General features: G+C 40.8%; 13 protein-coding genes. 10 read left to right on the top strand and 3 right to left on the bottom strand.

Going from position 1 to position 12,181, the window contains the following annotated elements:
* Window positions 1–36: 36 nt before the first annotated feature.
* The 10 genes from ACX3PZ_RS02715 (at window position 37) to ACX3PZ_RS02760 (ending at window position 9,179) form a co-directional block, all read left to right on the top strand.
* Window positions 37–573: an RNA methyltransferase gene (locus tag ACX3PZ_RS02715; protein ID WP_459082872.1), complete on the top strand. Its 537-nt coding sequence runs from the start codon at window positions 37–39 to the stop codon at window positions 571–573.
* 244 nt (window positions 574–817) lie between these two features.
* Window positions 818–1,471: a CBS domain-containing protein gene (locus ACX3PZ_RS02720; protein WP_459082874.1), complete on the top strand. Its 654-nt coding sequence runs from the start codon at window positions 818–820 to the stop codon at window positions 1,469–1,471.
* A 3-nt stretch (window positions 1,472–1,474) separates the two neighbouring features.
* A complete protein-coding gene (locus tag ACX3PZ_RS02725; protein WP_459082876.1) occupies window positions 1,475–2,341 on the top strand; it encodes an NAD kinase in 867 nt (288 codons plus the stop codon).
* 73 nt (window positions 2,342–2,414) lie between these two features.
* Window positions 2,415–3,485, top strand: a complete 1,071-nt coding sequence (fbaA, locus tag ACX3PZ_RS02730) for a class II fructose-bisphosphate aldolase (RefSeq protein ID WP_459111944.1) — start codon at window positions 2,415–2,417, stop codon at window positions 3,483–3,485.
* 78 nt (window positions 3,486–3,563) lie between these two features.
* The gene (gene accD, locus ACX3PZ_RS02735) at window positions 3,564–4,415 is read left to right on the top strand and encodes an acetyl-CoA carboxylase, carboxyltransferase subunit beta (RefSeq protein ID WP_459082880.1); all 852 of its coding nucleotides are present in this window, start codon (window positions 3,564–3,566) and stop codon (window positions 4,413–4,415) included.
* A gap of 52 nt (window positions 4,416–4,467) precedes the next feature.
* The gene (locus ACX3PZ_RS02740) at window positions 4,468–4,980 is read left to right on the top strand and encodes a DUF6973 domain-containing protein (protein WP_459111945.1); all 513 of its coding nucleotides are present in this window, start codon (window positions 4,468–4,470) and stop codon (window positions 4,978–4,980) included.
* Between the two features lie 38 nt (window positions 4,981–5,018).
* Complete coding sequence (locus ACX3PZ_RS02745; protein WP_459111946.1) at window positions 5,019–5,528, top strand: DinB family protein; 510 nt, start codon at window positions 5,019–5,021, stop codon at window positions 5,526–5,528.
* A gap of 47 nt (window positions 5,529–5,575) precedes the next feature.
* A complete protein-coding gene (locus ACX3PZ_RS02750) occupies window positions 5,576–7,288 on the top strand; it encodes a M14 family metallopeptidase (RefSeq protein ID WP_459082886.1) in 1,713 nt (570 codons plus the stop codon).
* Window positions 7,289–7,368: 80 nt separating this feature from the next.
* Window positions 7,369–8,772 (top strand): nucleoside recognition domain-containing protein, encoded by a 1,404-nt coding sequence (locus tag ACX3PZ_RS02755; RefSeq protein ID WP_459082888.1) that lies wholly within the window; start codon window positions 7,369–7,371, stop codon window positions 8,770–8,772.
* 5 nt (window positions 8,773–8,777) lie between these two features.
* Window positions 8,778–9,179 (top strand): hypothetical protein, encoded by a 402-nt coding sequence (locus ACX3PZ_RS02760; RefSeq protein ID WP_459111947.1) that lies wholly within the window; start codon window positions 8,778–8,780, stop codon window positions 9,177–9,179.
* Window positions 9,180–9,217: 38 nt separating this feature from the next.
* Here the strand turns inward: ACX3PZ_RS02760 and ACX3PZ_RS02765 are convergent, their stop codons facing one another.
* The 3 genes from ACX3PZ_RS02765 to ftsZ form a co-directional block, all read right to left on the bottom strand.
* Entirely contained in the window at window positions 9,218–9,628 is a 411-nt protein-coding gene (locus tag ACX3PZ_RS02765) for a BrxA/BrxB family bacilliredoxin (RefSeq protein WP_459082892.1), read from the bottom strand.
* 214 nt (window positions 9,629–9,842) lie between these two features.
* The gene (locus ACX3PZ_RS02770; protein WP_459082894.1) at window positions 9,843–10,289 is read right to left on the bottom strand and encodes a GatB/YqeY domain-containing protein; all 447 of its coding nucleotides are present in this window, start codon (window positions 10,287–10,289) and stop codon (window positions 9,843–9,845) included.
* 49 nt (window positions 10,290–10,338) lie between these two features.
* Complete coding sequence (gene ftsZ, locus ACX3PZ_RS02775; RefSeq protein ID WP_459082896.1) at window positions 10,339–12,174, bottom strand: cell division protein FtsZ; 1,836 nt, start codon at window positions 12,172–12,174, stop codon at window positions 10,339–10,341.
* Window positions 12,175–12,181: the final 7 nt, after the last annotated feature.

The following is a 12,181-nucleotide window of genomic DNA, read 5'->3' on the forward strand; positions in this document are numbered from 1 at the left end:
CCCGTTGTTTTTGTTAATTTTGTCAAAAATACAAAAATGTCATCCACAAAAAAACTCAAACTAGAGGAGCTAAATCGAATTGACGTTGAGACGTTCAAGAAAAAAGAAAAAATTCCTTTGGTCGTGGTGCTCGACAATGTACGAAGCATGCACAATGTGGGATCTATTTTTCGAACAGCGGACGCATTTATTGTCGAGAAAATTATTCTATGTGGGATTACCCCAACACCTCCGCATCGAGAAATACAAAAAGCAGCTCTAGGGGCGACTGAAAGTGTGGACTGGGAACACGCTGCGTCGATCTCTGAGGCATTGCAAGACCTTAAAAGCAAAGGCTATACCTGCATAGGTATCGAACAAACAACCCACAGTGAGAATTTGGAATCTTTTGCCATCAAGAAGAATACGGCGTACGCGGTTGTTTTAGGCAATGAAGTCGATGGATTAAGCGAAGAATCGCTTTCCCTTTACGATCATTTTTTAGAAATCCCTCAGTATGGAACCAAGCATTCTCTCAATGTTTCGATTTGTGGCGGAATTATCCTTTGGGAATTTTTCAAAAAACTGCAATAACAATTCAACAGGGCTCCCAAAACGAGCGTTGAATTGTAAGAAAAGAGCAGAAACCTGAAAAAACAACACAAAAAAAAACCGCAAGATCCTTACGGACAGGGCGGTTCAATAAATCTAATAAAAAGTAAAAATGAAAGACCGCAAAGATAACTCTTTTTTACAATGCAAACCAAGAAGAATTTTCGAGCCTCAAAATCCCGTCTGAAAATACGGTCCCTTTTTATATTTTTCCTAAATTAGCCTAATGTTTATAAAAGAATACATTTCCAAGGACTATCCCGCTTTTACAAAGAACGATTCTATTGAATCTGCCTGCGAGATCGCCCGGGAATTTGGTCATTCTCATATATTCATTAAAGACCGGGGTGTTTATGTGGGTGCATTAAGTCAAAGCTTTCTGGAAGAAAGCCCTGAGGGTAAGATTGCTTCATTAGATCTCCACTTCGAAAAATTTGCGATCTATGATGACGGCAGCATCTTAGACACCGTAAAGCTCTTTTATATCTTTAATTCAAACATTGTTCCTGTAATTGGAAAAAACGAGAAGTATTTGGGGTACATTTCAAGTGATGACTTGTTTAATGAATTTTCAAAATACCCGCTGTTTTCCGAAAGCGGAGCCATTCTCATTGTACAGACCAATACGGTCCATTATTCCTTTTCCGAGATCACCACAATCGTGGAAGGAAACAATTCGAAACTTTACGGCCTTTATGTAAGTGCTATCCTCGAGGACGGGGTGCAAATCACCATGAAAATCAAAAGCGATACGCTTAGCTCGATTGATGAAACCTTTGAGCGCTATGGCTACACCGTGATTCATAAACAATACGATGATCAGAAAGACAAACTCATCAAAGATCGTTTTGGCTTTTTCCAAAAATACTTAGAGGTTTAATCGATGAAAGCAGCTATTTACACACAAAAAAATGATCTCGATACGTTCCTGTACTTAAGCAAGTTCATTTCTGAATTAGACAAACGAGGAGTGGGCACCGTTTTATATCATGGAATGGCCGAGGCCATGCAGTTTTCAAAAGATTTCGACACTTTCCATAGCAAGGAAGACCTTAGTGACCGAAAGGTCGATTTGTTTTTCACCTTTGGAGGGGACGGTACGCTTGTAAGCTCCTTACTATTTGTGCAGGATTTGGAAATCCCGGTTGTCGGAGTGAATACGGGTCGACTCGGATTCTTAGCCAGTTTTACAAAAGAGGAAGTATTTAAAGAACTGGATGCGATTCTAAAAGGCAGTTATAAAATTTCAAGGCGTTCCGTAATCGAGGTGGTTTGTCCCAATTCGGATGAATTCTTCCCATTTGCCTTAAACGACATTGTCATTTCCAGAAAGGAGACCACCTCGATGATTACAATCGATTCCTTTATTGACGATGAGTTTCTAAATGTTTTCTGGGGTGACGGAGTAATCATTTCTACACCCACTGGATCGACTGCGTACTCTTTAAGTTGTGGAGGCCCTATCATAGCACCCGAAAATGACAACTTCGTTATCACACCCATCGCACCACACAACCTGAATGTAAGGCCTCTTATTGTCAAAGACGATGCCCAGTTTAGGCTTAAAGTAGAAAGTCGCGTCCCCCAATACTCTTTGTCCCTAGATTCTCGATTAATACATATTGACACAGACACGGAGCTAATCATACGAAAAGCGGATTTTAAAATTTCACTTGTTCAACCTACCAACTTAAGTTTCTACGAAACGATTCGTCAAAAGCTACTGTGGGGCAAAGACAAAAGAAATTAATTCGACGATCCAACAAAAATTATTAACTTTACAAGATTAATTATTCCATTTTTCAACCTTAAAACTACAACAAATGAGTAGACAGTTTCCTGCAGGAGTCGCAACCGGACAGATGGTTACCGATATTTTTCAATACGCGAAAGAAAATAGATTTGCTTTGCCGGCCGTAAACGTAATTGGTTCGAGCAACGTGAACGCTACGATGGAGACCGCTGCAAAGTTGAACTCTCCTGTAATTATTCAATTCTCCAACGGAGGGGCTGCCTTCAACGCTGGAAAAGGACTAAGCAATGACGCTCAAAAGGCAGCAATCCTTGGTGGAATTGCTGGGGCAAAACATATCCATACGTTAGCGGAAGCTTACGGTGCTACCGTAATCTTACATACAGACCACTGTGCCAAGAAATTACTTCCATGGATCGACGGACTCTTGGATGCGAGCGAGGAGTTCTACAAATTATATGGGAAATCCCTCTACTCTTCCCACATGTTAGACTTATCGGAAGAGCCTATCGAGGAGAACATTGACATTTCTGCTAAGTATTTCGAAAGAATGGCGAAAATGGATATGACTTTGGAAATTGAACTTGGCGTAACCGGCGGAGAAGAAGACGGAGTAGACAATTCCGGAGTAGATTCATCTAAACTTTATACCCAACCTGAAGAAGTTGCTTATGCTTATGAAAGACTAAAAGCAATTTCTAATAACTTTACCGTTGCTGCAGCCTTTGGGAATGTACACGGAGTATACAAACCTGGGAATGTTAAATTAACTCCAAAAATCCTTGACAACTCTCAAAAATTTGTGGAGGAGAAATTTTCTACCTCTAAAAAACCAGTAAACTTCGTATTCCATGGTGGATCTGGATCTTCTTTAGAAGAAATTAGAGAAGCGATTGATTACGGAGTGATCAAAATGAATATTGACACGGACCTTCAATTTGCTTATTCCGAAGGAATTCGTGATTATATGGTTGACAATGTAGAGTTTTTAAGATCCCAAATCGGAAATCCAGAAGGAGCCGACAAACCGAATAAGAAATTCTACGATCCAAGAGGATGGGTAAGAAAAGGAGAAGAAACGTTCTCAAAACGTTTGGTTCGTGCTTTTGAAGACCTAAACAACGTAAACACATTAAAATAAACCAAAGTATTTATTCTAATAAGGTGTAAGGTCATTTTAGAATTATTGACTACTTTTGTGCATTAAATATTATCGAACATGGCATTTGACTGGTTCAAGAGAAAAACAAAAAACATTACAACGTCGACCGAAGATAAAAAAGACGTTCCAAAAGGTCTTTGGCACAAAACACCGTCTGGTAAAATCGTGGAACACGATGAATTGAAGAGAAACAACTATGTTTCTCCTGAGGATGGATTTCACGTCCGAATAGGAAGTGAAGAGTTTTTTGAAATGTTTTTTGACCACAACAAATTCAAGGAATTGAATCCCGATGTGGAAAGTGTGGACATGCTTGACTTTAAGGATACAAAATCCTACACCGACCGTCTTAAAGAAGTAAAAGCGAAAACGAAACTTACAGATTCGATTCGCAATGCAGTGGGTAAGGTAAACGGTTCAGAAATGGTTATCTCCTGTATGGACTTTGCTTTTATCGGAGGTTCACTTGGATCTGCAATGGGAGAAAAGATTCGCCGGGCAATTGATTACAGTATAGAGCATAAATTGCCTTATATGATTATCTGCCAATCTGGAGGTGCGAGAATGCAAGAAGCGGCATTTTCATTAATGCAGCTTGCTAAAGTTCAAGCCAAACTATCTCAACTCTCAGAACATGGACTTCCTTATATCGCCTATCTCTGCGACCCTACTTTTGGAGGAATTACAGCTTCGTTCGCTATGACTGCGGACATCATTATGGCAGAACCGGGAGCACTAATTGGATTTGCTGGACCTCGTGTCATCCGCGAAACCATTGGAAAGGACCTTCCAGAAGGATTCCAAACCTCCGAGTTTCTACTAGAAAAGGGATTTGTTGATTTCATCGTGAAACGAAACGATGCAAAAAACAAAATAGCACAGACCTTATCTTTGCTAACACACGCTTAATTCAACAACCTACTAATACAAAAATCTCACCTTCACAGGTGAGATTTATTTTATGAGAAGTGCGATTATAATTTTATTCGGTGCGATAAAAAGTCTCTCCCTAAAGAAGTTAGTCCGCATGTTTAGCCTTGGGCTTCGCTACCCTCATTATTCCATTTTAGGATTCTATGCAACGCTACGTACGTTTGCAATCACAAAACGACTCTTCCCGAAAACCAATTCAACCAGTGGTGTAGGCAACGCATTTCGACATGCCCTATGGACGTGTCTTATTGCCATGTACTGCTCTAAGATTTCCTCTAGTAAAAAGGCACTCAGGTATGCCAAGGTATTTACAGATATGCATGAGGATCTTTTCCCCAACCATCCGCTTGAAACCAAAATGGATCTCCATAACAATCATGTGGGGCTCCACTTGTTTGAACAAATGCTTCCGGGAATTCATCGACAATTTTTTGAAACTGGATTTTTCGTTGAAAAATTGCTTGAAAAAACAAAATCGGCGCAAGTTCTTACCTCGCTAACGCAAGAAACTACGGACGAACTGGTGTACCTTGCTGAATAATTTTTACCTTTACTTCACTTTAATTTTAGCAATATACCATGTACAACCTTAAAACAGGCCTTCTTCGTGAGTTTTCGCATGAGGCCAATAGCACCAAAGAACTGTTTAACGCGCTGCCTGAAAGCGCCTTAGAGCATCGCGCACAACCTCAACTTTGGTCCCTGCGAGATCTTGCTTCTCATATCATTAGCATCTACAGCTGGTACGAGGGTGTTTTCAACTCGAACTCCATTGACATTTCTCAAATAGAAAAACCCGTGGGAACCCACGCTACTATTGACGAGCTACGCTCAGCACTAGATACTCAAATAGCAAAAGCGAACTTAGCCATTGAGAATTGGGATGAACAGACCTATCTTCAACCTTGGAAATTGGTCCATGGTGAAACCGTGTTAATCCCGGAGTCCCCTAAAATTGGAACGATTCGTGGCATGCTCTTTAGTCACCTTTATCACCATAGAGGGGAGATGGTTGCCCATTTGCGCACCCTTGGACATCCCGTTCCAGGACTTTACGGACCTACGTACGAACAAACCGTTTCCAAGTAAATTTCCTCAACGAGCGTACTTACTCTACTAAATTGGCTTATCATTTTATGAAATTTTCAATCTTTCTTTGCGTCCTGAGTACTTGGTGTGTAGCGCAAAACCAGCTTACTCCCTTCGAAAAAGGCAATGGCAATCAGTCCCCTACTTATGAAGAAATGCGTGATTTCTACCAAAAACTGGATAAAAATCACTCCACCATTCTTCAAAAAGAATATGGGAAAACAGACAGTGGCTATCCTTTAGAAGTTCTGTTCTTCAGTAAAGACCGAAACTTCAATCCAAAAAAATCTACAAAAAAAGCAATCCTTTTGGTAAACAATGGGATTCACCCGGGAGAACCAGACGGCATTGATGCTTCGATGATGCTACTTCGTGATCTCGCAGAAGGGCGAATTGAAGCACCAAAAAATGTATTGTTAGCGTTTGTGGCATCCTACAATATAGGAGGGATGTTAAATCGGGGATCCTACTCAAGAGCAAACCAAAACGGTCCTGAAGAGTACGGATTTCGTGGGAATGCTCGCAACTTTGACTTAAACCGCGACTTCATTAAAGCCGACAGTAAAAACGCACGAAGCTTTCAGGAAATTTACCAAGAATTAAATCCAGATGTATTTATTGACAACCACGTTTCTAACGGAGCAGATTACCAATACACCCTTACTTACATTGCAACGAATAAAGAGCGTCTTGGGACCGTTCTAGGTTCCTATTATCATCAAGAAATGAACCGTGAGATCGCAAATCACCTTCGATCCAAGGGAATCGATCCCATACCTTATGTGAATGTTTGGAATGGAACGCCTGAACAGGGGTATGAACAATTTATGGATACGCCTCGCTACGCGACTGGCTATACAACGCTCTTCAATACCATTGGAACCGTGCCTGAAACCCACATGCTAAAACCCTACACAGATCGCGTAAAAGTAACTTATGAAAATATGCGTTCCTATATCGATTATACGGAAAAGCATTACAAAAAGATTAAAGAAAAAAGGCTTCAGAACCTGAAGCAATATACGCCAGGATCCTCCTACACGATTGGATGGGAAATCGATCCTACGAAAGTGGAATCCATTGAGTTTAAAGGATATGAAGCTCGCAAAATAAAAAGTGAAGTTTCGGGAATGCCTAGACTTTTTTATGACCGAACAAAGCCATTTACGAAAAACATCAAATTCTATAATGCCTATCGATCTACAAAGGACATTCAAATTCCAAGGTATTATCTAATTCCAAAATCTCAGTGGAATGTAATTGAGCACTTGGAGCGCAATAAAATTCAAATGACTCCCTTAGACAAAGACAGTACGTTCGTGGCGCAGCTTTACGAAATAAGCGACTATCAAACCTCCAAAAACCCGTACGAGGGTCATTACAACCACTACAATACCCAAACGAAAGCGAGCACAAAACAAATTCGTTTTCAAAAAGGCGATTTCTTGATCTCCACACAGCAACCGGGCGTAAAGTATCTACTTGAAACCTTGGAGCCCGAAGCGGTGGATAGCTTTTTTAATTGGAATTTCTTTGATGGAATCTTAATGCGCAAAGAGCATTTCTCAGATTATGTATTTGAAGATACGGCAGCGCAACTTCTCAAAGAAGACAAAGCCTTAAAAACTGCATTTGAATTGGAAAAACAGATCAACCCAGAGATGAAAAAAAGCGCAGCCATGCAGCTTAACTGGATTTATGAACACTCCCCTTACTTTGAAGCGACTTATCGCCACTATCCTATTGCTAGGATCTTGTAAGAATATCTAGTGAGTCTCTATTGACCTCGCCACGGGCTTGGTAGGGAATGTATTTTTAAAAACAACCAAATCTATACTAAATGGTTTTAAGTAAAATCTGGTCCGCCTTCATTATCGTTGCCATCCTCGTGGCTAGCGTTAAATACCTTTTTTCACCCAATTACAAAGCGATTTACAATGATATGGTGGTGGGCCAAGGCGGTGACACTGTGCAAATCTCTAGTATGCCCTTACAGCAGCTTAGTCCAGAGATTCAAAATCAATTGTCCTCCAATGAGAACTATGAAAAGGATCATATTGGGTACAAAGTCGACAGCCAATCGCAAGAAGTACAAGTATACCGAATTCAAGAGACAGACGGTGTAATTGGCACCTCGGAGACGGCCGTCACCATTTGTATTGGACTCATTGGGATTATGACACTGTTCATGGGCTTCATGAGCATTGCGGAGAAAGCAGGAGGAATTAATCTACTCTCCCGATTAATACAGCCTTTCTTCTCGAAGCTATTCCCTGAAATCCCTAAAAACCACCCTTCCTTTGGTCATATGATGTTAAATTTCAGTGCAAACCTTCTTGGGCTAGACAATGCAGCGACCCCCTTTGGTCTTAAAGCGATGGAAAGTTTACAGACCCTAAATCCCTCCAAAGAAAAAGCAAGCAATGCGCAAATCATGTTTTTATGTTTGCATGCGAGTGGGCTTACGCTTATTCCTGTGTCCATCATTGCGATTCGTGCTTCCATGGGATCCGCGACCCCTACGGATATATTTCTACCTTGCCTAATTGCGACTTTTGCAGCCACTTTGGCAGCTATGACCATCGTTTCCATCAAGCAAAAAATAAACATGTTCCAACCCATTATCTTAATGTACGTGGGGGGAATTTCGGCCTTAATTGCTCTTTTGGTGGTGTACTTGGTGCAGCTGAACAAGGATGAATTAGGTGTATTTAGTGCCGTCTTAAGCAACGGTTTAATTCTCTTCATTTTCTTTGCTATCGTGCTGGGCGGACTTTACAAAAAGATCGACATCTTCGATGCGTTTATTGAGGGTGCAAAAGATGGATTCTGGACCTGTGTTAAGATTATTCCTTACCTCGTAGGGATGTTAATTGCCATTTCTTTGCTTCGAACTTCGGGTGTCTTTGAAATTATCATCGATGGAATGAAATGGGTCGCAAACTACGCTTCCTTAGATACTCGCTTTATTGACGGACTTCCTACAGCACTGATCAAACCTCTTTCGGGATCAGGAGCTCGTGGAATGATGGTAGATACCATGACTACTTTTGGTCCGGATAGTTTTGCTTCCCGACTTGCAGGTGTCTTACAAGGCAGTTCAGATACCACATTTTACGTAATTGCGGTTTATTATGGTGCCGTCGGAATCCGCAATGTACGCTATACGGTGGGAGCGATGCTTCTTGCCGACTTAGTTGGAATCCTTACGGCGATTTCTCTTGCTTATTTATTCTTTGGTTAAAAATTATGATACACGATAAAGATTACATACTACGAATGGTTCAGCAGTTGAGCGAAGCGCTCGCCAGGCTACTCCTAGGAAACAACGAAGGAGTTCCACAAGAAGAAGAACTAGCCCTGGACACCCAAATTCGAAATGTCTTTAAATGTTCAAAAAAGGAGCTAGGTGAAAAATCTTTCGAAGAGATAATGGCAGAAATACAGACCAAACCTGAATCGCATCAGATTGGATATTTCGAAGTGATGGCTCACTTCTTCTTTCTTCAAAATAAGACAGAGCCAAGGGAAGAGTGGGCACAGAATGCAAAAGCTTTTTACCAAATCTGGCTTGAAAAAAGCAAAATATTTTCCCTCGTCGTAATGCAAAGACTCGGCGAATTAGATCAAAACAAAACCGGCGAGATTTAATCTTGCCGGCTTCGTTTTTTTCTTAGGTATTTAATCTCCTAGCAGTACTCGTCGTAAGCTGCTTGAAGATTTGCAGCGATTGCTCCTGCAGGATTTCCTTCAATGTGATGTCTTTCTAACATGTGCACAAGTTCACCGTCTTTGAAAAGGGCAACACTTGGAGAACTTGGTGGAAACGGCGCAAAATGTCTTCTTGCTTCTGACACGGCGTCATTATCAAATCCCGCAAACACAGTCACCAATTGATCTGGTTTTTTCTCTCCTGTAAGAGAGTTTACAACCCCTGGCCTTGCTGCTCCTGCAGCACAACCACATACGGAGTTCACCATGACAAGCGTCGTTCCTTCTTTCTTAAGGGCCTCAGTTACTTGCTCTGCTGTTGTAAGGTCCTGAAAACCTCTATCAGTAAGTTCAGCCTTCATCGGCATTACTAATTCTTCTGGATACATATCGATATTATTTATAATTAAAAATTCTATTCAAAGTTAAAGAATATTATTTAGTTTTTGTTACTCTAAAAGTCATCAAAACTATTCCAATTCTGCAAACTGGACAAATTGTCCAAACAAAAAAGCCTCGAACCAAAGGTCCGAGACTTCAAATCAAATCGATATGCAAAGGTTGAATATCCTACTTATGGGTACGCCTTTCTGCGTACAGCTACTACGAAAGTAACTTTTTGGCCATCTGGGAAATACTTTTCCCGTCCGATTGCCCAGCTAGGTCCGTAGAGGCTTTGCCCATTACTTTCCCTAGATCTTTTATAGATTCTGCCCCAACTTCCACAATAATAGCGCGGATGGCAACTTCTAAATCTGCTTCAGAAAGTTGCTCTGGTAAAAAGGCTTCGATCACTTTCATCTGTGCTTCTTCTACTTCAGCCAAATCCTTGCGGTTTTGTGCTGTAAATTGCTCAAACGAATCTTTACGTTGCTTAATCATTCGCTGAAGAATTGCAATTTCCTGCTCACTACTCACCTCTGCTCCTTTTGCTTCGGTTTTCAAAAGCATGATTTGTGCTTTCACTGCGCGTAAAGAATCGAGTGCAACTTTATCTTTATCTTTCATTGCGGCTTTAATCGCCTCATTAATGACAAGTTCTAAACTCATTGTTTTTGTTTTTGGTTAAAATTTATAGAAGGTAAAAACAACCTGCCTTTTAATCCACGTCTTTATTTAAAAAACGGTTTTCTTTTAGCTGAGTCCTTCCTTCGTTTTCGGAGAGAAACGTACTGATCGTTTGATCCGAAGCATTCTGCTCACCAATGGAGATGTTTTTTCTTCTAAAGGCTGGGATCGTTTCAAAATCATCGTTCTCCGTAATGTTTTGGTAACGAGAATTGAATTCTTTAAGTTTATTTCTTCTTTCGTTCACCTTTTCCATATTGGTTGGCTTCGCAATAAAAGTAAACTCTTCGCTTGAACTCGTTTCTACTTTTTTCTCCTCTAGCTCTTTCGCAGGCTGTGTTTGCTTTTGCTCAGGTTCGACTTCTCGTTTTTCTTCAGGCTGTACTTTGGATTCGACTTGAAAAGCAATCTCTTCTTTTTCCTCTATTTCAGGCTCAAATTCGAAGGATTTCTTTTCCGCTTGAACAGGCGCTTTCTTTTCAATCGGTTCTTCAACCTCAAAGCTGAAAGATTCCGGTTCAAGATCATTCTCCATTCCACTATAACTAAAAAGATCTAATTCTCTTTGCTCTGATTCTTCTGACTCATCCCCAAATTGAAATCCTTCGGATTCGTAAGGGTTTTCTGAAAAGGTGTCAATCTGAACCTCTGTTTCCATTTTAGGAATAGGGGCAGCACTTTGAGGTCTGTTGCCTGGAGTTACTGCACGAAACTGAATGCCAGGATCCTCCTCATCGTCTAATCGAAAAAGATTTTTTTTCGTAGGCTCAGGAGCTGAGTCTCTTTCTGCCTTCGTTTTAAACGGAGATTCCTTGGAAATCATTTCTCTTCGAGGATCATCCAAAGCAATTTTAATGGTTTCTGTTGGTCCATCGTACTTTCTATTGTCCTTCGCAAATCCCGTCGCGATGACAAGAACACTGACAGAATCACCTAATTCTTCATCCGTTCCGACTCCAAAGATAATATCGGCTGTATGGCCTGCTTCTTTTTGAATGTGATCCATAATTACTCCGATTTCATCCATGGTAACTTCTTGCGCTCCACTTCGAATCAGTAGCAATACATTTTTCGCTCCTGTGATTTTATTGTCATTAAGCAAAGGTGAGTCGAGGGCGATCTTCACTGCTTCTTCTGCCTTGTTGTCCCCTTGAGCTCTACCCGTTGACATTAAGGCTGTACCTGAATTTTGAAGGACTGATTTCGCATCTCTAAAGTCAATGTTTACATCAAAGTACCCCGTGATAACTTCCGCCATTCCTTTTGCAGCGTTAGTCAAGACCTCATCGGCCTTCGCGAAACCTTGCTTGAAGCCTAAATCTCCAAATTGCTGTCTTAATTTATCGTTGTTGATCACAATAAGTGAATCCACATTATTTCTCAATTTGTCTAGTCCGATTTCCGCTTGTTCTAAACGACGCTTTCCTTCAAAACTAAACGGTACGGTCACGATTCCGATGGTCAAAATGCCCATCTCTTTTGCTACTTTTGCAATTACAGGCGCGGCACCCGTCCCGGTTCCACCTCCCATTCCAGCGGTAATAAATACCATTTTGGTATTTTGACCTAAAGAAGCTTTAATTTCGTCTATACTCTCAATGGCAGATTTTTCTCCGACTTCTGGATCTGCACCTGCCCCAAGTCCTTCTGTTGTTGAAATTCCTAATTGTACTTTGTTCGCAACAGGGTTGTTGTCTAAAGTTTGAGAATCTGTGTTGCAAATTACAAAGTCGACCCCATGAATTCCTGTTTCATACATGTGCTTTAAGGCATTGTTTCCGCCCCCTCCGACACCAATTACTTTTATGATAGAAGAATTTCCTTTCGGTAAATCAAATGAAAATCCTTGTGTGCTTAAATTTTCCATATCTGTT

Source organism: Chryseobacterium sp. A321 (assembly GCF_054489265.1).

Bases quoted from the DNA above. Each gene is read 5' to 3' on its own strand.
- ACX3PZ_RS02715 (WP_459082872.1), top strand. From the start codon at position 37: ATGTCATCCACAAAAAAACTCAAACTAGAGGAGCTAAATCGAATTGAC.
- ACX3PZ_RS02720 (WP_459082874.1), top strand. From the start codon at position 818: ATGTTTATAAAAGAATACATTTCCAAGGACTATCCCGCTTTTACAAAG.
- ACX3PZ_RS02725 (WP_459082876.1), top strand. From the start codon at position 1,475: ATGAAAGCAGCTATTTACACACAAAAAAATGATCTCGATACGTTCCTG.
- fbaA (WP_459111944.1), top strand. From the start codon at position 2,415: ATGAGTAGACAGTTTCCTGCAGGAGTCGCAACCGGACAGATGGTTACC.
- accD (WP_459082880.1), top strand. From the start codon at position 3,564: ATGGCATTTGACTGGTTCAAGAGAAAAACAAAAAACATTACAACGTCG.
- ACX3PZ_RS02740 (WP_459111945.1), top strand. From the start codon at position 4,468: ATGAGAAGTGCGATTATAATTTTATTCGGTGCGATAAAAAGTCTCTCC.
- ACX3PZ_RS02745 (WP_459111946.1), top strand. From the start codon at position 5,019: ATGTACAACCTTAAAACAGGCCTTCTTCGTGAGTTTTCGCATGAGGCC.
- ACX3PZ_RS02750 (WP_459082886.1), top strand. From the start codon at position 5,576: ATGAAATTTTCAATCTTTCTTTGCGTCCTGAGTACTTGGTGTGTAGCG.
- ACX3PZ_RS02755 (WP_459082888.1), top strand. From the start codon at position 7,369: ATGGTTTTAAGTAAAATCTGGTCCGCCTTCATTATCGTTGCCATCCTC.
- ACX3PZ_RS02760 (WP_459111947.1), top strand. From the start codon at position 8,778: ATGATACACGATAAAGATTACATACTACGAATGGTTCAGCAGTTGAGC.
- ACX3PZ_RS02765 (WP_459082892.1), bottom strand. From the start codon at position 9,628: ATGTATCCAGAAGAATTAGTAATGCCGATGAAGGCTGAACTTACTGAT.
- ACX3PZ_RS02770 (WP_459082894.1), bottom strand. From the start codon at position 10,289: ATGAGTTTAGAACTTGTCATTAATGAGGCGATTAAAGCCGCAATGAAA.
- ftsZ (WP_459082896.1), bottom strand. From the start codon at position 12,174: ATGGAAAATTTAAGCACACAAGGATTTTCATTTGATTTACCGAAAGGA.